Origin of the sequence: Streptomyces sp. NPDC050546, from assembly GCF_044457425.1 — a bacterium.
Classification (GTDB): domain Bacteria; phylum Actinomycetota; class Actinomycetes; order Streptomycetales; family Streptomycetaceae; genus Streptomyces.
In genome coordinates this window covers 61,930-77,759 of the sequence record NZ_JBITGX010000007.1, presented here as the reverse complement: position 1 = coordinate 77,759, position 15,830 = coordinate 61,930, and the positions used below count along the sequence as shown (strand labels likewise).

The following is a 15,830-nucleotide window of genomic DNA, read 5'->3' as shown; positions in this document are numbered from 1 at the left end:
CCGCGGCCGACGAACTCATATCGCCGACGGATCCTGCGGTCCCCGCCCCGACAAGACCTCCCCGTACGCCTGCATCAGATCCGGCAACCGCAACGTCGCCAGATCGTCCCTGCCCAACACCCCGGGATACACGGACAACCGCAGATCCCGGTACGCACAGCTCTTCTCGTACAGCGTCCGCAGGAACCGCCCGTTCCCCAGCTCGTCGATCCACCCCTGGTCGACCACGTGCCCGGCGATGGACCGCAGCTCGTCGAGGGACTCCTCGTCCCACAGATCGCCGTTCTCCGCGGCGAGCACCTTGCCGATCTCGGTGAGTTCGAGGGGACGGTAGGAGGGGAAGTCGACGCGGGTGGTGAAGCGGGAGGACAGCCCGGGGTTCGCGGCGAGCAGGCGGTCCATGCCCTCCGGGTAGCCGGCCAGGATCACCACGAGATGGTCGCGGTTGTCCTCCGCACGCTTCAGCAGCACCTGGAGCGCCTCGTCGCCGTACGCGTCGCCCTTGCCGTAGCCCGAGTTGGACAGCGAGTACGCCTCGTCGACGAAGAGGACGCCGCCGAGGGCCGAGTCGATCAGCTCGTTGGCCTTCACGGCCGTCTGCCCGAGGTACTCGCCGACCAGGTCGGCTCGCTGGGCCTCCACGAGATGGTCGCCGCCGAGCAGTCCGAGGGCGTAGAAGACGCGGCCGAGGATGCGGGCGACGGTGGTCTTGCCGGTGCCGGAGGGGCCGGAGAAGACGAAGTGCCGCTTGGGCGGCTGGACCGGCAGGCCCTGCCCGGCCCGCAGCCGGGCCATGTTCAGCTGTGCCGACAACGCCTTGACCTGGCGTTTCACCGGCTCCAGACCGACCATGCGCTCCAGCTCGGCGAGTGCCTCCTCCAGTAACGCGGGATCGGTGGGCCCGGCGGGCAGGGACGGTCCCGGGGAGAACCTCTCGCGTACGGCCGGGTCCGTGACCGGCGGCAGGGGAGCGGAGCCCGGCGGCTCCAGGTCGGGCAGCCTCAGGTCGCGGCCCTCGGTGCCGAAGAGCGGGTCGAATCCCTCCGGCCCGTCCACGGCGTCCTGGCCGAGACCCGGGAGCGTGATCGCCGCGAGGTCGGTGGTGTCGTCGTACCCGTCGCCCTCGGCGATCGCGGCGAGCCGGGCCGCGGTGTCCATGAAGGCGGGGTCGACGCGGTGCACGGCCCGGTACAGGGGCAGCGCGGCGGCGCTGCGGCCGGTGCCCTCGTGGGCCCGGGCGAGCCAGTAGCGCAGCTCCTTGCGCTGGGGCTGCTCGCTGCGACAGCGCATCAGCGCGGCGGACAGCAGCGGTTCGGCCTGGCCGTACATCTCCAGACGGACCCGGGCCATGCCGCCGAAGAGTCCCGCCTCGATGCCGAGCATCGGGTCGTCGAGGAGCGGATCGGTGTGGCGGACCAGCTGTTCCCAGTCCTTGACCAGATAGGCGCGGCAGGCGTGCAGGAAGCGGACCTGGGCGTCGGTGTCCACCGGCGGCAGCCCGGCGAGTGCCCGGTCCAGCTCGGGGACGTGCCGGCCGTCCAGCCAGTGGGAGGCGTGCGCGAGCAGCAGGTCGCGGGGGCTCTCCAGCACGGGCTGCACCCACCAGCCCAGCCAGTACCAGGAGTTGAGGGTGCGGCGGTAGCGGGAGCGCTGCTCACCGAAGCGGTCCCGGTGCCGGAACATCCTGAGCAGCGCGGTCGTCGTGTCGACGCGCAGCGCGTGCAGCCCGAGCCAGCCGTCGGCCATCCCGGGGTCCATCCGTACGGCGGCGCGGAACTCCTCCTCCGCCTGCGGATAGGCGCCCATGGTGTAGGCATCGACGCCTCGCAGCCAGGCGAGGTCGGCCGGGGCCTGCGGGCCCTGCGTGCCGAAGTCCATCACGTCCCCCACGAACCGTGCCCCCGTCGGTATGCCAACGAGCCGTCCCCCCGGCCGGCTGCCCTGCTCGAACCGCTGTGCCACGGACCGGAGTTGCGAGGTGCGCGGAGCAACCGTCCGTAGGTCGCGACGAGGGCATCGTACCTGCGGGGGCGGCGCCCCCGAAGGGTGCCGCACGGGCCGTTCGACGAGGTGGGAGCGGATGCGGCGCACTCGCGCACGGTGACCGAGTGTGAGCGTTCGGCGCCTCGCGGGGCCCGGAAAATCGGAAGAAGACAGAACGAAGCCCCCGATCACGGGGGAACAACCGGGGGCTTCGCGTCTGTGGGCGGCTCCGAATGGCCGCACATTGAGAACGTAAGTCCTGTACGGCCCACCGGTCAAGCCGAGTTGAAGCACTCCGGCAAGTTGCACCGCAAGCGCCTTCACAAGTTCAGCACACTGCGGGCGGTCCGTCACCGTGCGTGAGGAACTGGTCCGGTCCAGCAGTCCCGGCAGGTCCCGGAAACACCTCGTACCCCTTCTCTCCCTGCCGTACCAGGAGATCAGCGAAGGGCCGAGAGGGATCGTCGGCGAGATGCCGGCGCTCCGCAGGGACCCATCCGTCCCAGAACTCCCGCTGTTCCTCCCCGTCCCGCGACCGTCCCCGGGCCCAGGCCTCCTCGCGCGGCAGTTCCATCCAGAGCAGCAGGGCCAGGTGGGGGCGCAGCGCCCGGCGTCCCGCGCCGACGCCCTCGACGAGGATCACCGGTGCGGGGGGCAGGGGGCGCTGAGGGCCGAAGCGGCGGGCCCGCCAGTCGTAGGGGGCGTAGTGCGCGGTCCGGCCGTCGGCCAGCGGCTCGATCACCTGGTCCAGCAGCCGTCCGGTCCAGCCGAACAGTTCGTCGTGGCTGGCGATGTCGTCGAGGCGCAGCACCGGCGAGCCGCCGAGCGCCCCGGCCAGCCACTCGGTGAACGTGGTCTTTCCGGATCCGGCATGCCCGTCGACGCCGACCAGACGGACCGGGCCGCAGGAGGGGGAGAGGCGGCGGATCCGGGAGGCCAGGTCACGGACGGCGGGCCCCGGTGCGGGGCGGAAGGACGGATTCATCTCGCGCAGCACTCTAACGACCTGGGGAGCCACGCGGTCCACGGCTCCTGCCACTGGTCGACGCCAATATTGGTGGGCGTGGCGCGGGTCGAAGTGCTGGCAGGACCCGGCGGGCTGTGCTCATATGTGGCGCACACGCATGTGCGACCGACCGTGCAACGGACCTGCCCCGCCCCTGCCCGACTCCGACATCCGGGGGTCCCCGCCATGAGCAGAGCCGAACAGCCGTCCCGCAGAACCGTCCTGGCCGCCGCGGTCGCCGCCGCCGTCACCGCGAGCGCGGGGCCGGCGGCCGCCGACACCGAGATCCCCATGACGACCGACACCGCAGACCCCGCCCGGGCGGTCCCGGCCCGCACCGTGGACAACCGGGCCTGGGTCTCGTACGACGACTGGCAGGGCGGCACCGCCCGGGGCACCCGCGCCGTCGCGGGCGCCCGCCCCGGTCTGGTGATCGCGAAGCCCGCCGGAACCGCCGACTACCGGGACCCGCACACCGGCACCACCGCCTCCTGGGAGTACGGCACCTGGACGTCCGCCGTCCACCGGCTCGCCGTCCCCGCGACGGAGGCGATCGTCTCCTGGAACGCCCGCACCCCGGCCGGCACCTGGATCCAGGCCGAACTCAAGGCCACCTACACAGACGGCACCAGCAGCCCCTGGTACGTGATGGGCCGCTGGGCGTCCGGCGACAAGGACATCAAGCGCACGTCGGTCGACGACCAGAGCGACGGCAAGAGCACCGTCTGGACGGACACGCTGGCCGTCGACGACCCCGCGACCGGCCTGCGTCTGGCCTCCTACCGCCTGCGTCTGACCCTGTACCGCAAGCCCGGAGGCAAGGCCACACCCACCGTGTGGCGGCTCGGCGCGATGGGTTCCGACGTCCCGGACCGGTTCACCGTCCCGGCGTCCGCGCCCGGCCTCGCGAAGGAACTGTCCGTCCCGCGGTACTCGCAGGAGATCCACAAGGGGCAGTACCCCGAGTACGACAACGGCGGCGAGGCCTGGTGCAGCCCGACCTCCTCCCAGATGATCGTCGAGTACTGGGGCGGCCGGCTCACCCCGGAGCAGCTGGCCTGGGTGGATCCCTCGTTCGCCGATCCGCAGGTGTGCCACGCCGCCCGGTTCACCTACGACCACCAGTACGCGGGCTGCGGCAACTGGCCCTTCAACGCCGCTTACGCGGCCACGTTCAAGGACCTCCAGGGCGTGGTCACCCGGCTCGGCTCGCTCACCGATCTGGAGACGCTGATCGCGGCGGGCATCCCTGCCATAACGTCCCAGTCCTTCCTGAAGGAGGAGCTGACCGGCGCCGGGTACGGCACCGCCGGGCACCTGATGACGGTCATCGGCTTCACGGCAGGCGGCGACGTGATCGCGAACGACCCCGCCTCGGCGAGCAACGAGGCCGTGCGGCGCGTCTACCGGCGGCGCGAGTGGGAGAACATCTGGCTGCGGACCAAGCGGTACAACGCCTCCGGCAAGGTCGTCTCCGGCACCGGCGGCGTCTGCTACCTGTACTTCCCGGCGCGCCCGACCGCTGCCCAGCGCAGGGCGCTGACCGCCGTGGGCGTCCGCGTGTGAGCAAGCTCTCGGCCGCAAAAGCCGCTCAGGGTGGCAAGGTGGGCGGAACTTCGGGGGAAGTCCGCCCGCCCCACCGGATCAGCGAGAAGCCATGACCGCACACTCAGCCACCGCCGCCGGCGTCCGCACGGGCGGCCCCAAGGACGACGGGCCGAAGATCGCCGAGCATGTCGTGGGCTGGACGCTCGTCGTGGTCGTCGCGATGCTCGTGACACAGCTCGGGCTGCTGTGACCCCGGCCCGGAGCAATGTGACCTGACCCACGCCCCGGCCCTCCGACCTGCCATACTGCGGATGTCCCGCCTCGCCCGCCTGGAACCAGGGTCGAAATTGAATATCAGTCAACAGCCTGCCGCGCGCCCCAGAGCCCGCGGCACCGAGCGCTCGCTGGCGCGCCGTGCCGAACTCATCGCCATCGGCCGGAGGTTGTTCGCCGACACGTCCTACGACGCCCTCTCGATGGACGACATCGCCCGGCAGGCCCACGTCGCCAAGGGCCTCATCTACTACTACTTCCAGTCCAAGCGGGGCTACTACCTGGCCATCATCCAGGACTCGGTCACCGATCTGGTCACCCTGGCGGCGAGCGGACTCGAACTGCCCCCGGTCGACCGCGTCCAGCGCACGATCGACAGCTATCTGCGCTACGCCGAGAACCACCAGGCCGCGTACCGCACGATCGTCAGTGGCGGGGTCGGCTTCGACACCGAGGTGCACGCCATCCGGGACGGTGTGCGCGAGGCCATCGTCGCCACCATCGCCGAGGGCGCGTACGGCCGCGTCGACATCACCCCGCTGGCGAGGATGGGCCTGCTGGCCTGGGTGTGCAGCGTCGAGGGAGCCACCCTCGAATGGATCGACCGCCCCGAACTGCCCCGCGAGACCATGTGCGAACTGCTGGTGAAGGGGCTCGGCGGCGCCCTGCGCGCGATCGAGGACCTGGACCCCGCCTACCCGGCCCCGCAGGCGGCCGCGCGCCAGGACGCGTGAGAACGGGGGCGGAGGGCCCGTCACGGCCCGTCCGCCCCCGGGGGGTGTCGCCCCGCCTTACTTGATGGCCTTGATCAGCTCACCGTTCGCCGTGTCACCGCTCAGCTCCCAGAAGAACGTGCCGCCCAGACCCTGCTGGTTCTTGTACGTCATCTTGGTCCCGATGGTCGCCGGGGTGTCGTAACTCCACCAGTTGTTCCCGCACTTGGCGTACGCCGTGCCGGCCACCGTCCCCGTCGCCGGGCAGGTGCTCTTGAGCACCTTGTAGTCCTCGATGCCGTTCTCCCACGTGCCCTTCGCCGGCCCGGTGGCCGTCCCGCCGGGGGCCGACTGCGTGACACCCGTCCAGCCGCGGCCGTAGAAGCCGATGCCGAGCAGCAGCTTCGAGGCGGGGATGCCGAGGCCCTTGAGCTTCGCGATGGTCGCCGAGGTGTGGAAGTTCGCCTTCGGAATGCCGGAGTACGAGGTCAGGGGGGAGTGCGGGGCCGTCGGGCCGGCGGCGTCCCAGGCGCCGAAGAAGTCGTATGTCATCGGGTTGTACCAGTCGACGTACCGGGCGGCGCCCGCGTAGTCCGCCGCGTCGATCTTGCCGCCCGGGGTGGCGTCGGCGGTGATCGCCGCGGTGACGAGGTTGCCGGAGCCGAACTTGGCGCGCAGGGCCTGCGTCAGGTTCCGGAAGGCCGCCTTGCCGCTGGTGTCGCAGGTGGCGCCGCAGGCGTTCGGGTACTCCCAGTCGATGTCGATGCCGTCGAAGACATCGGCCCACTTGGAGTTCTCGACCAGGTCGTAGCAGGACTGGGCGAAGGCGGCCGGGTTCCTGGCGGCCTCGCCGAAGCCGCCCGACCAGGTCCAGCCGCCGAAGGACCACAGGACCTTGAGGCCGGGGTGCTTCTGCTTCAGCTTGCGCAGCTGGTTGAAGTTGCCGCGCAGCGGCTGGTCCCAGGTGTCGGCCTTGCCGTCGACGGACTCGGCGGCGGTGTAGGCCCGGTCGGTGGCCGCGTAGGCGTCGCCCATCGCGCACTTTCCGCCGGTGACGTTGCCGAACGCGTAGTTGATGTGCGTGAGCCTGGCCGCCGAGCCCGACGTCTCGATGTTCTTGACGTAGTACTTGCGGTCGTAGGTGCCCCATTCGGTGAAGTACCCGATGACCTTGGACCCGGCGGCCCTGGAGCCGGGTGCGGCCTTCGATGCCGCGGCGGCCTCCTGAGCCGAGGTCGCCGCGGTGGCGGTCGAGGTGCCCGCGCCGGCCAGGAGACCGGCGCCGAGGACGGCGCAACAGGCCGCGGACACGATGGCCCGGAAGCGGGAACGGTGGGGGGTGTGCATCCGGTGTCTCCTCGTGGGGAGAGGGAACGCGCGCCGATTGGCATGAACGCGATGACTCGGTGAAGCGAAACGGTAGGAGGACTAGACCAGTTCGGTCAATGGTGCGGACCAATTTCGATCCGGCGGATGCACTCGGGTATTACCTGAAGTAAGCGGTCGTTAACTGGTGACTGCATGCCTCCGATCGGGCATACTCACAGCGCACAGCCGCTGGTCAGCAGCTTCCGAGACCCGGGACTGCAAGCATCGGCCAGGCACCAGATCGACCCGGCGGCGCCGCCCCCACCCATGGGCCCGACCGCCAGTGCCCGACAGGGAGGAGAGCGTCGCCATGCCCGACCGCGCCCCGCAGCCGGTGGACCGACAACTGCCCACGGAGGAGGCCCGGGAACTGATCTCGCTCGTCCGTGACATCGCGCGGCAGGAGATCACCCCGAAGGCGGCCGAGGAGGAGGACGCCGGCCGCTTCCCGCGTGAGCTGTTCACCCTGCTCTCGCACTCCGGCCTGCTCGGCCTGCCTTACGCGTCCGAGTACGGTGGCGGCGACCAGCCGTACGAGGTCTATCTCCAGGCGCTCGAAGAGCTCGCCGCGGCCCGGCTCACGGTCGGCCTCGGCGTCAGCGTGCACTCCCTGTCCTCCTACGCGCTCGCCGCCTATGGCACCAAGGAGCAGCAGGTCGAGCACCTGCCCGGGATGCTCGGCGGCGGCATGCTCGGCGCCTACTGCCTCTCCGAGCCGCACTCCGGCTCGGACGCGGCGGCCCTGCGCACCAAGGCGGTGCGGGACGGCGACAGCTGGGTGATCACCGGCACCAAGGCCTGGATCACACACGGCGGGATCGCCGACTTCTACACGGTCATGGCGCGCACCGGCGAGGACGGCCCGCGCGGGATCACCGCCTTCCTGGTCCCCGGCGACGCGCCGGGCGTGAGCGCGGCGGCGCCCGAGCGGAAGATGGGCATGAAGGGCTCGCCCACCGCCCAGGTCCACTTCGACGGCGTACGGGTCTCCGACGACCGGCGCATCGGCGAGGAGGGGCAGGGCTTCGCGATCGCCCTGTCCGCGCTGGACTCGGGGCGGCTCGGCATCGCGGCGTGCGCCATCGGCGTGGCGCAGGCGGCGCTCGACGAGGCACTGGTGTACGCGGCCGAAAGGCGCCAGTTCGGGAAGGCGATCGCCGACTTCCAGGGGCTGCGCTTCATGCTCGCCGACATGGCGACGCAGATCGAGGCGGGCCGCGCGCTCTACCTCGCCGCGGCGCGACTGCGGGACGCGGGCCGGCCGTTCGCCCGGCAGGCCGCCATGGCCAAGCTGCACTGCACCGACACCGCGATGCGGGTCACCACCGACGCCGTGCAGATCCTCGGCGGCTACGGCTACACCGCGGACTTCGCGGTCGAGCGCTACATGCGTGAGGCCAAGGTGCTGCAGATCGTCGAGGGCACCAACCAGATCCAGCGGATGGTCATCGCCCGCCATCTCGTGGGTCCAGAGGAGCGCTGAACTGGTCGAGGCCCCGCCAGGGCGCCGCGAGCCGCATCCACTCCGGGTCGTGCCGACCCGGCAGGGTGCGGCCGCCCTCGGCCCAGGTCCGCATCAAGTCGCGGTAGATCGGCGGGTCCTGGTAGCGCGGCGCGGTCGGCCGAACCGATTCTGCGGGTGCCGGGACGAAGAGGAGGCGCTGACGCCCGGTCGCTGAGGAGATGGGGGTCATACCAGGGCAACGCGGAGGAGGCCGGACAGGTCACCGGGTAGCGGAATCGGGCGTGCGTTCACGGGCGTCCGGTCCCCGTGTCCCCTCCGGGGCACGTGTGGAGTGCCGCCTCACGTTCCGGGCACACTGAACCGCACCACGGCGGCCTGCGAGCCGTGGTGCGGGGCAGCTACTGGGCGGAGCGAGCGGGCCGGGAGCGCCCGGGCTCAGGCCGCTTGGCGGCGCATGACGGGCACCCTCATCGGGCGCGAGCCAGGGCCACCGACGTGTGAGAAGGGCTGGGTCCGCCAGTCGAGCCCCTGAGGGAGCGTCAACAGCAGGGCGGTGTCCTGCTCCTGAGGATCCACGGACTCGTCCGCGGGGCGGGCGTCCGTGGCCCTGCGGCCGGTGCCGGCACAGACCGTGAGTCCGAACGGATTCCACGGCGAGGCGCACAGCGCGTGCTCCGGCAGAACCTCTTCGTCCGCCAGCAGCGCGATTGGCTGAGCGCAGTCCGGGCAGACGACCCGGAACATCTCGAAGGTGTCGTAGGAGTCGAGCTCGTCGTCGAAGGTGTCGGGTTCGACGCCCTCCGGCTCGGGCTCGACGACGAGCTGCGGCCGCTTGGGCGCGGTGCGACCAGGGCGCTTAAGACTCTGCATTGGGTTCTCCCCCTCGGACTGGGCCGTATCGGCGCTGCGGCCTCGGCCACAGCAAGCACTTCCCGTCCCCTCTCGGCGGTAATCACGAGAACATCACGGAGACCGTTCGAGCCCTGTGGCGTTCGTCACATGCCGCACGCAGGTGCCCACTGCGGTCGGTTTGTCCCCCGGACGGCTGACCGTCGGCTTCCGGCCACATCACGAACCGGGCATGACCTGGGCTGCTCAGGTATCCGAGGAGATCAACCGCACTGTAGGTTCTTGCGCCATGGAGGAGCTGGACCGACAGATCGTGCAGCTGCTCGTCAAGGACGGGCGGATGAGCTACACCGACCTGGGCAAGGCCACGGGCCTGTCCACGTCGGCCGTGCACCAGCGGGTGCGCCGGCTGGAACAGCGCGGCGTCATCCGCGGCTATGCCGCGGTCGTCGACCCGGAGGCCGTCGGGCTGCCCATGACCGCGTTCATCTCGGTCAAACCGTTCGACCCGAGCGCGCCGGACGACATCGCGGAGCGGCTCGCGGGCGTGCCGGAGATCGAGGCGTGCCACAGTGTCGCCGGGGACGAGAACTACATCCTCAAGGTGCGGGTCGCGACGCCCCACGAACTGGAGGAACTGCTGGCCCGGGTGCGGTCGTTGGCCGGGGTCTCGACGCGGACGACGGTGGTGTTGTCCACGCCGTACGAGGCGCGGCCGCCGCGGATCTGATCGCCGCCGGGCGTGGAAGGCGACCCTTGTTCGGAGTGCTCGGGGTCAGGCGCGAGACTGTTGCCCATGAGTGAGCCCAGCGCCCCGCCGAAGACCGTCCTGCTCCGTCGTGGAGAGGTGCACAGCCCTGCCGATCCGTTCGCCACCGCGATGGTCGTGGAACGGGGGCAGGTTGCCTGGGTGGGGTCGGAGGGAGCCGCCGACGCCTTCGTGGACGGGGTCGACGAGGTGCTCGACCTGGACGGCGCGCTGGTCACTCCGGCGTTCACCGATGCGCATGTGCACACCACGGCCACCGGGCTGGCGCTCACCGGCCTCGATCTGTCCGCGGCCCCCACTCTCGAGGCCGCCCTGGCCCTGGTACGGGACTTCGCCGCCTCCCGGCCGGACGACCGCGTCCTGCTCGGACACGGCTGGGACGCCGCCCGCTGGCCCGGCGGCCGCCCCCCGACCCGTGCGGAGCTCGACCAGGCCGCCGGGCACCGGCCCCTCTACCTCAGCCGGATCGACGTCCACTCGGCCGTCGTCACCACGGCCCTGCTCGACCTGGTCCCCGGCGTCACCCGGGCGGACGGGCCGCTCACCGCCGACGCCCACCACGCCGTACGGGCCGCCGCGTTCGCGGCCGTGACGCCTCGGCAGCGCGTCGACGCGCAGCGCGCCGCGCTCGCGCACGCGGTCTCGCTCGGCATCGGCACGGTCCACGAGTGCGCCGGCCCGGAGATCTCCTCCGAGGACGACTTCACCGGCCTGCTGCGCCTCGCCGCCGGGGAACCCGGACCGCGCGTGGTCGGCTACTGGGCCGAGCGGGACGTCGCCAAGGCGGGGGAGCTGGGCGCGATCGGCGCCGCGGGCGACCTTTTCGTCGACGGCGCCCTCGGCTCGCACACGGCCTGTCTGCACCAGCCGTACGCCGACGCCGGCCACCGGGGCAACGCCTATCTGGACGCCGCCGCCGTGGCCGCCCATGTCGTCGCCTGCACGGAGGAGGGTCTCCAGGCCGGTTTCCACGCCATCGGCGACGCGGCGGTGGACGCCGTGGTCGAGGGTGTGCGCACCGCCGCCGGGAAACTGGGACTCGCCCGCGTCCGCGCCGCCCGCCATCGAGTCGAGCACGCCGAAATGCTCACCCCGGACGCGATCGCGGCCTTCGCCGAACTCGGCCTCACCGCCTCCGTACAGCCCGCCTTCGATGCCCTGTGGGGCGGCGAGGACGGCATGTACGCGCAGCGGCTGGGCGCCGAGCGGGCGCGTGCGCTGAACCCGTTCGCCGCCCTGCTGCGCGCCGGTGTCCCGCTCGCCTTCGGCTCCGACAGCCCGGTCACCCCGCTCGACCCGTGGGGCACGGTCCGGGCCGCCGCCTTCCACCGCACGCCGGAGCACCGGGTCTCCGTGCGCGCCGCGTTCACGGCGCACACGCGCGGTGGCTGGCGGGCCGTCGGGCGGGACGACGCGGGCGTCCTGGTGCCGGGCGCACCCGCCGACTACGCGGTGTGGCACACCGGCGAGCTCGTGGTGCAGGCCCCGGACGACCGGGTCGCCCGCTGGTCGACGGATCCCCGCTCCGGCACCCCTGGGCTGCCCGACCTGACCCCCGGCCGCGACCTGCCCGTCTGTCTGCGCACCGTGGTGGGCGGACGCACGGTCTTCGTACGGCCGGGCGAGTGATCTACGGGGGTGGCGCGCACGCGATCTTGTGCCGCACCCCCGGCGCGCGACCTGCGCATCCTCCGCACTGACCAGGCCTTTGCCGGGAGAAGCGCAGGTCAAACGGCTGTTGACAGGCGGCAGCGGGTGGCCGGTAGGTTCGGCGGAGTCCACCACCGGACGCCCGACCGGGAACGTCCGCGCACTCGCCGCAGCGCCGCCGGGTCAGGGACGGTGTGCCGCACCGGGCACCGCCACTGGGAGCCAGGCTCAGGCCGGCGCAGCGCCGAGGGAACGTTCCGGCCGGTCGGGGAGGTGTGACCCGGGAGGGGCCCGGACGCTCAGTAGACAACGGCTTTCGGTCGATCCGCAGCCAGCGGGTCCCAGGTCGGCCCGAAGGGCGCCGGGCCCCCATCCGCCGTACGCTCGCTCGCGAAAGCGCATTCTTACCCGCGCCTCGCGGATTCGACACCCCTGTTCGAACGTCCTGTCGCGTCATCGCAGGCCGGGCCCACTATGGTGGATCCCTGCGTACGGACTTGAAGGGGCATCAGTGAACGACGGCGACGGAACCCTCGCGGCAGGAGCCCAGGGGAGGAAGTTCGGCCCGCTCGGCACGGCCTTGGTGATCATCCCGACCTACAACGAGGCGGAGAACATCAAGAGCATCGTCGGCCGGGTGCGCGAGGCCGTCCCCGAGGCGCACGTGCTCGTGGCAGACGACAACAGCCCGGACGGCACGGGCAAGCTGGCCGACGAGCTGACGGTGGACGACGACCACGTCCACGTGCTGCACCGCAAGGGCAAGGAGGGCCTGGGCGCCGCCTACCTGGCGGGCTTCCGCTGGGGCCTGGAGCGTGACTACGGCGTGCTGATCGAGATGGACGCCGACGGCTCCCACCAGCCCGAGGAACTGCCCCGTCTGCTCACCGCCCTGAAGAGCGCCGACCTGGTGCTCGGCTCGCGCTGGGTGCCCGGCGGCCGGGTGGTGAACTGGCCGAAGTCCCGTGAGGTGATCTCCCGCGGCGGCAGCCTCTACTCCCGGCTCGCGCTCGACCTGCCGCTGCGTGACATCACCGGCGGCTACCGGGCCTTCCGCCGCGAGACCCTGGAGGGCCTCGGCCTCGAGGAGGTCGCCTCGCAGGGCTACTGCTTCCAGGTCGACCTCGCGCGTCGCTCGGTCAAGGCCGGCTACCACGTCGTCGAGGTGCCGATCACCTTCGTCGAGCGCGAACTCGGCGACTCCAAGATGAGCCGCGACATCCTGGTCGAGGCGCTGTGGCGGGTCACCGCCTGGGGCGTGGGGGAGCGGGTCGGCAAGGTCACGGGGCGCGGCGGCAAGCCGGGGGCCAAGCCGTAGCGGACCTCCGGGGCGCTGACGGGGGCGGCTGAGCAGCCCTTATCCCGGACTGAGCCGGGTCCAGGCACACTGGAGGCATGACGACTGGCGCTCAGACCCCCAGTACCCCTGCCCGGCCGCGCCGCTCCCGGCTGCGCACGTTCCTGCCGTTGGGGATCGCCGCATGGCTCGTGCTGGAGATCTGGCTGCTCACGGTGGTCGCGGGGGCGTCCAGCGGGCTGGTGGTCTTCCTCGTCCTGCTCGCCGGCCTCGTCCTCGGCTCGGTCGTGATCAAGCGAGCCGGCCGGCGCGCCTTCCGGAAGCTCTCCGAGGCGCTGCAACAGGAGCAGAGCGGCGCGATGCCGGCGGCGGCCCGGCCGAACAGCGAGGGCAACGGCCTGATGATGCTGGGCGGTCTGCTGCTGATCATCCCCGGTCTGGTGTCGGACGCGGTGGGGCTGCTTCTGCTGCTGCCGCCGGTCCAGAAGGCCGTGAGCCGCTCCGCCGAGCGCACCTTCGAGCGCAAGCTCCGCGAGGCCGACGCGGGCACCCTGGGCGGTGCGTTCCAGCAGGCCCGTATGCACCGGCCCGACGGCAAGGTCGTCCAGGGCGAGGTCATCAGGGACGAGCCGGGCGACGCCCCGAGGGAGCCGCGCCCGCCGCTGACGCACTGAGCGTCCGGGCGGCCGTCGGGCACACGTTTCGGGCGGTCGTCAGATACACGCTCCGGGCGGCCGTCAGGCACACGCTCCGGGCGGCCGTCAGATACACGCTCCGGGCGGCCGACATGCACACGCGAGGTGCGCGCACACGAGCACGACAAAACCGCGGGCGCCGTACGTGACGTACGGCGCCCGCGGTTTTGATGCGCTGTTCGGCCGGCCCGGAGGGTCAGGCCGACTTGCGGCTGCTGTCCCGGGGATGAATCGCGATGTTCATCGCACCGGAGCGCAGCACCGCCAGGCGCTCCTCAAGGACCTCTTCGAGCTCCTCACGGGTGCGCCGCTCCATCAGCATGTCCCAATGCGTACGCGCGGGCTTGCCCTTCTTCTCTTCCGGGACATCGCCGTCCACGAGGAGTGCCTGGGCCCCGCAGACCTTGCACTCCCACTCCGGCGGGATCTCCGCCTCGACCGAGAAGGGCATCTCGAACCGGTGCCCCTTCTCGCATGCGTACTCCACGGCCTGGCGCGGAGCCAAGTCGATGCCGCGGTCCGTCTCGTAGCTGGTCACCACGAGGCGCGTGCCGCGAAGAGCTCGCTCACTCATGAATCGTGCCTCCCGGGCTTGTCGCCCACAGGACAGGTGTCGCTGTCGTCGTCATCCGGTCAACGTCCGGTCGGCGGTAAAGATTCCCGTTCCGAGTCCCGTTCCGGGTCATGCGTCGCCGTCGTAGCCGCAGCCTTGTCAACCCTTGCAGTACCCACCAGCGCCCGGTTTGTCACATCTGCTAGCAGATGTAACCTAGCGTTTCGGCATCTTTGACGCGCAGTAACGGTACGCCTGGCAGGCCAAACGCGTACACTACAGCCCTTTCGCGCCGAGTGCTAAATCCTGTCCGGAACCGGATTCCCCGCTTCGCGGATCGCACGCCCCACGGGTACCCGGGCGAGCAGCACGAAACCGATGACGAAGAAGCCCACCAGCGAGATGATCGCGTCCCGGTAGCTCCCGGTCAGCTGGTAGGTGAGCCCGAACAGCAGCGGCCCGAGCCAGCTCATGCCGCGGTCGCTCATCTCGTACGCGGAGAAGTACTCGGCCTCCTTCCCGGGCGGGACGAGATGGGAGAACAGGGAGCGGGACAACGCCTGGCTGCCCCCGAGGACCAGGCCGATCCCGGCGGCCAGGACGAAGAACCACACCGGCGCCCCGGCCGGCAGGAAGTATCCGGCCGCCAGCGTCACCGTCCAGGCGACCAGCGAACCGAGGATCGTGCGCTTCGCCCCGTAGGTCCGGGCCAGCCGGCCCATCGCCAGTGCGCCCGCCACCGCCAGCACCTGCACCAGCAGGATGGCGCCGATCAGGGTGGACTGCCCGAGGCCCAGTTCCTTGGAGCCGTAGACCGAGGCCTGGGAGATCACCGTCTGGACGCCGTCGTTGTAGACGAGGTACGCGAGCAGGAAGGCCAGGGTCAGGGGGTGGCGGCGCATGTCGCGGACGGTCGCCGCGAGCTGCCGGAAGCCGGGGAGGGCCGCCTCGCGCGCGGCGGACCTGCGGTCGCGCAGCCGCCGGAGCGGAATGAGGGCGAACGCGCCCCACCACAGACCGGCCGACGCCAGGCAGATGCGGACTGCCGTGCTCTCGGAGATGCCGAAGCTCTCGTGCCCCGTGTAGAGGACGAGATTGACGACGAGGACCAGCGATCCCGCCGCGTAGCCGAAGGCCCAGCCGCGGGAGGAGACCGCGTCCCGTTGCTCGGGCGGGGCGATCTGCGGCAGGTAGGAGTTGTAGAGCATCATCGCCACGGACTGTGCCGCGTTCGCGACGACCAGCAGGGCCCCGCCGAGCAGATAGCGGTCGCCGTCCAGGAAGAACATGGCCGCCGTGGCCGTGGCGCCCGTGTAGGCGGCGATCGCGAGGAGGGGCTTCTTGCGGCCGGTGCGGTCGGCGGCGGCGCCCACCAGGGGCATCACCAGCACGGCCACGATCACCGACAGGGACACCGAGTACGCGAAGAAGGACCCGGCGCGCACCGGGATCCCGAGGGGGTGGACGTACCCGTCGGCATCGGCCGCCGACTCGGCGACCGAGGTGAGATAGGGGCCCAGGAAGACGGTGAGCACGCTCGTCGAGTAGACGGAGCACGCCCAGTCGTAGAAGTACCAGCCGCGCTGCTCGCGTCTGAGATCAGCCGCCCCGTCGTCCTGCGGTGTCCGCAGGGTGTCGGTGCCCACCCGTGCCCTCGCTTC

General features: G+C 71.4%; 14 protein-coding genes. 8 read left to right on the top strand and 6 right to left on the bottom strand.

Features of this window, described 5'->3' with window-relative positions; genetic code table 11:
- Window positions 1-15: 15 nt before the first annotated feature.
- On the bottom strand, window positions 16-1,878 hold the full coding sequence (locus ACIBK5_RS18585) for an AAA family ATPase (protein ID WP_399021281.1): 1,863 nt from the start codon (window positions 1,876-1,878) through the stop codon (window positions 16-18).
- A gap of 433 nt (window positions 1,879-2,311) precedes the next feature.
- On the bottom strand, window positions 2,312-2,968 hold the full coding sequence (locus tag ACIBK5_RS18580; protein WP_399021280.1) for a uridine kinase: 657 nt from the start codon (window positions 2,966-2,968) through the stop codon (window positions 2,312-2,314).
- Between the two features lie 207 nt (window positions 2,969-3,175).
- On the opposite strand from ACIBK5_RS18580, the gene ACIBK5_RS18575 reads away from it, so the two are divergent.
- From ACIBK5_RS18575 to ACIBK5_RS18565, 3 genes are all read left to right on the top strand, one after another.
- Window positions 3,176-4,555, top strand: a complete 1,380-nt coding sequence (locus ACIBK5_RS18575) for a peptidase C39 family protein (protein WP_399020925.1) — start codon at window positions 3,176-3,178, stop codon at window positions 4,553-4,555.
- Between the two features lie 91 nt (window positions 4,556-4,646).
- Entirely contained in the window at window positions 4,647-4,787 is a 141-nt protein-coding gene (locus ACIBK5_RS18570; protein WP_399020923.1) for an SCO1431 family membrane protein, read from the top strand.
- Window positions 4,788-4,884: 97 nt separating this feature from the next.
- Window positions 4,885-5,544 (top strand): TetR/AcrR family transcriptional regulator, encoded by a 660-nt coding sequence (locus ACIBK5_RS18565; protein WP_399020921.1) that lies wholly within the window; start codon window positions 4,885-4,887, stop codon window positions 5,542-5,544.
- A 57-nt stretch (window positions 5,545-5,601) separates the two neighbouring features.
- Here the strand turns inward: ACIBK5_RS18565 and ACIBK5_RS18560 are convergent, their stop codons facing one another.
- The gene (locus ACIBK5_RS18560) at window positions 5,602-6,870 is read right to left on the bottom strand and encodes a glycoside hydrolase family 18 protein (RefSeq protein ID WP_399020919.1); all 1,269 of its coding nucleotides are present in this window, start codon (window positions 6,868-6,870) and stop codon (window positions 5,602-5,604) included.
- Between the two features lie 331 nt (window positions 6,871-7,201).
- Here ACIBK5_RS18560 and ACIBK5_RS18555 point away from each other — a divergent pair, with 331 nt between their 5' ends.
- The gene (locus ACIBK5_RS18555) at window positions 7,202-8,374 is read left to right on the top strand and encodes an acyl-CoA dehydrogenase family protein (protein ID WP_399020917.1); all 1,173 of its coding nucleotides are present in this window, start codon (window positions 7,202-7,204) and stop codon (window positions 8,372-8,374) included.
- Window positions 8,375-8,791: 417 nt separating this feature from the next.
- On the opposite strand, the gene ACIBK5_RS18550 is transcribed toward ACIBK5_RS18555, so the two are convergent.
- A complete protein-coding gene (locus ACIBK5_RS18550; RefSeq protein ID WP_382497512.1) occupies window positions 8,792-9,226 on the bottom strand; it encodes a hypothetical protein in 435 nt (144 codons plus the stop codon).
- Between the two features lie 268 nt (window positions 9,227-9,494).
- On the opposite strand from ACIBK5_RS18550, the gene ACIBK5_RS18545 reads away from it, so the two are divergent.
- The 4 genes from ACIBK5_RS18545 to fxsA all read left to right on the top strand — a co-directional run bounded on the left by ACIBK5_RS18545 (window position 9,495) and on the right by fxsA (window position 13,595).
- Window positions 9,495-9,935 (top strand): Lrp/AsnC family transcriptional regulator, encoded by a 441-nt coding sequence (locus ACIBK5_RS18545; RefSeq protein ID WP_039932055.1) that lies wholly within the window; start codon window positions 9,495-9,497, stop codon window positions 9,933-9,935.
- Window positions 9,936-10,001: 66 nt separating this feature from the next.
- The gene (locus ACIBK5_RS18540) at window positions 10,002-11,603 is read left to right on the top strand and encodes an amidohydrolase (protein ID WP_399020914.1); all 1,602 of its coding nucleotides are present in this window, start codon (window positions 10,002-10,004) and stop codon (window positions 11,601-11,603) included.
- 532 nt (window positions 11,604-12,135) lie between these two features.
- The gene (locus ACIBK5_RS18535; RefSeq protein WP_399020913.1) at window positions 12,136-12,942 is read left to right on the top strand and encodes a polyprenol monophosphomannose synthase; all 807 of its coding nucleotides are present in this window, start codon (window positions 12,136-12,138) and stop codon (window positions 12,940-12,942) included.
- Window positions 12,943-13,019: 77 nt separating this feature from the next.
- A complete protein-coding gene (gene fxsA, locus ACIBK5_RS18530) occupies window positions 13,020-13,595 on the top strand; it encodes an FxsA family membrane protein (protein ID WP_399020910.1) in 576 nt (191 codons plus the stop codon).
- Window positions 13,596-13,812: 217 nt separating this feature from the next.
- Here the strand turns inward: fxsA and ACIBK5_RS18525 are convergent, their stop codons facing one another.
- Both ACIBK5_RS18525 and ACIBK5_RS18520 read right to left on the bottom strand, forming a co-directional pair.
- Window positions 13,813-14,190, bottom strand: a complete 378-nt coding sequence (locus ACIBK5_RS18525) for an RNA polymerase-binding protein RbpA (protein WP_184597099.1) — start codon at window positions 14,188-14,190, stop codon at window positions 13,813-13,815.
- Window positions 14,191-14,468: 278 nt separating this feature from the next.
- Entirely contained in the window at window positions 14,469-15,815 is a 1,347-nt protein-coding gene (locus ACIBK5_RS18520; RefSeq protein WP_399020908.1) for an MFS transporter, read from the bottom strand.
- Between the last annotated feature and the right edge of the window lie 15 nt (window positions 15,816-15,830).

Excerpts from the sequence above, each read along its gene's own strand:
- ACIBK5_RS18585 (WP_399021281.1), bottom strand. The coding sequence starts at position 1,878 with ATGGACTTCGGCACGCAGGGCCCGCAGGCCCCGGCCGACCTCGCCTGG.
- ACIBK5_RS18580 (WP_399021280.1), bottom strand. The coding sequence starts at position 2,968 with ATGAATCCGTCCTTCCGCCCCGCACCGGGGCCCGCCGTCCGTGACCTG.
- ACIBK5_RS18575 (WP_399020925.1), top strand. The coding sequence starts at position 3,176 with ATGAGCAGAGCCGAACAGCCGTCCCGCAGAACCGTCCTGGCCGCCGCG.
- ACIBK5_RS18570 (WP_399020923.1), top strand. The coding sequence starts at position 4,647 with ATGACCGCACACTCAGCCACCGCCGCCGGCGTCCGCACGGGCGGCCCC.
- ACIBK5_RS18560 (WP_399020919.1), bottom strand. The coding sequence starts at position 6,870 with ATGCACACCCCCCACCGTTCCCGCTTCCGGGCCATCGTGTCCGCGGCC.
- ACIBK5_RS18555 (WP_399020917.1), top strand. The coding sequence starts at position 7,202 with ATGCCCGACCGCGCCCCGCAGCCGGTGGACCGACAACTGCCCACGGAG.
- ACIBK5_RS18550 (WP_382497512.1), bottom strand. The coding sequence starts at position 9,226 with ATGCAGAGTCTTAAGCGCCCTGGTCGCACCGCGCCCAAGCGGCCGCAG.
- ACIBK5_RS18545 (WP_039932055.1), top strand. The coding sequence starts at position 9,495 with ATGGAGGAGCTGGACCGACAGATCGTGCAGCTGCTCGTCAAGGACGGG.
- ACIBK5_RS18540 (WP_399020914.1), top strand. The coding sequence starts at position 10,002 with ATGAGTGAGCCCAGCGCCCCGCCGAAGACCGTCCTGCTCCGTCGTGGA.
- fxsA (WP_399020910.1), top strand. The coding sequence starts at position 13,020 with ATGACGACTGGCGCTCAGACCCCCAGTACCCCTGCCCGGCCGCGCCGC.
- ACIBK5_RS18525 (WP_184597099.1), bottom strand. The coding sequence starts at position 14,190 with ATGAGTGAGCGAGCTCTTCGCGGCACGCGCCTCGTGGTGACCAGCTAC.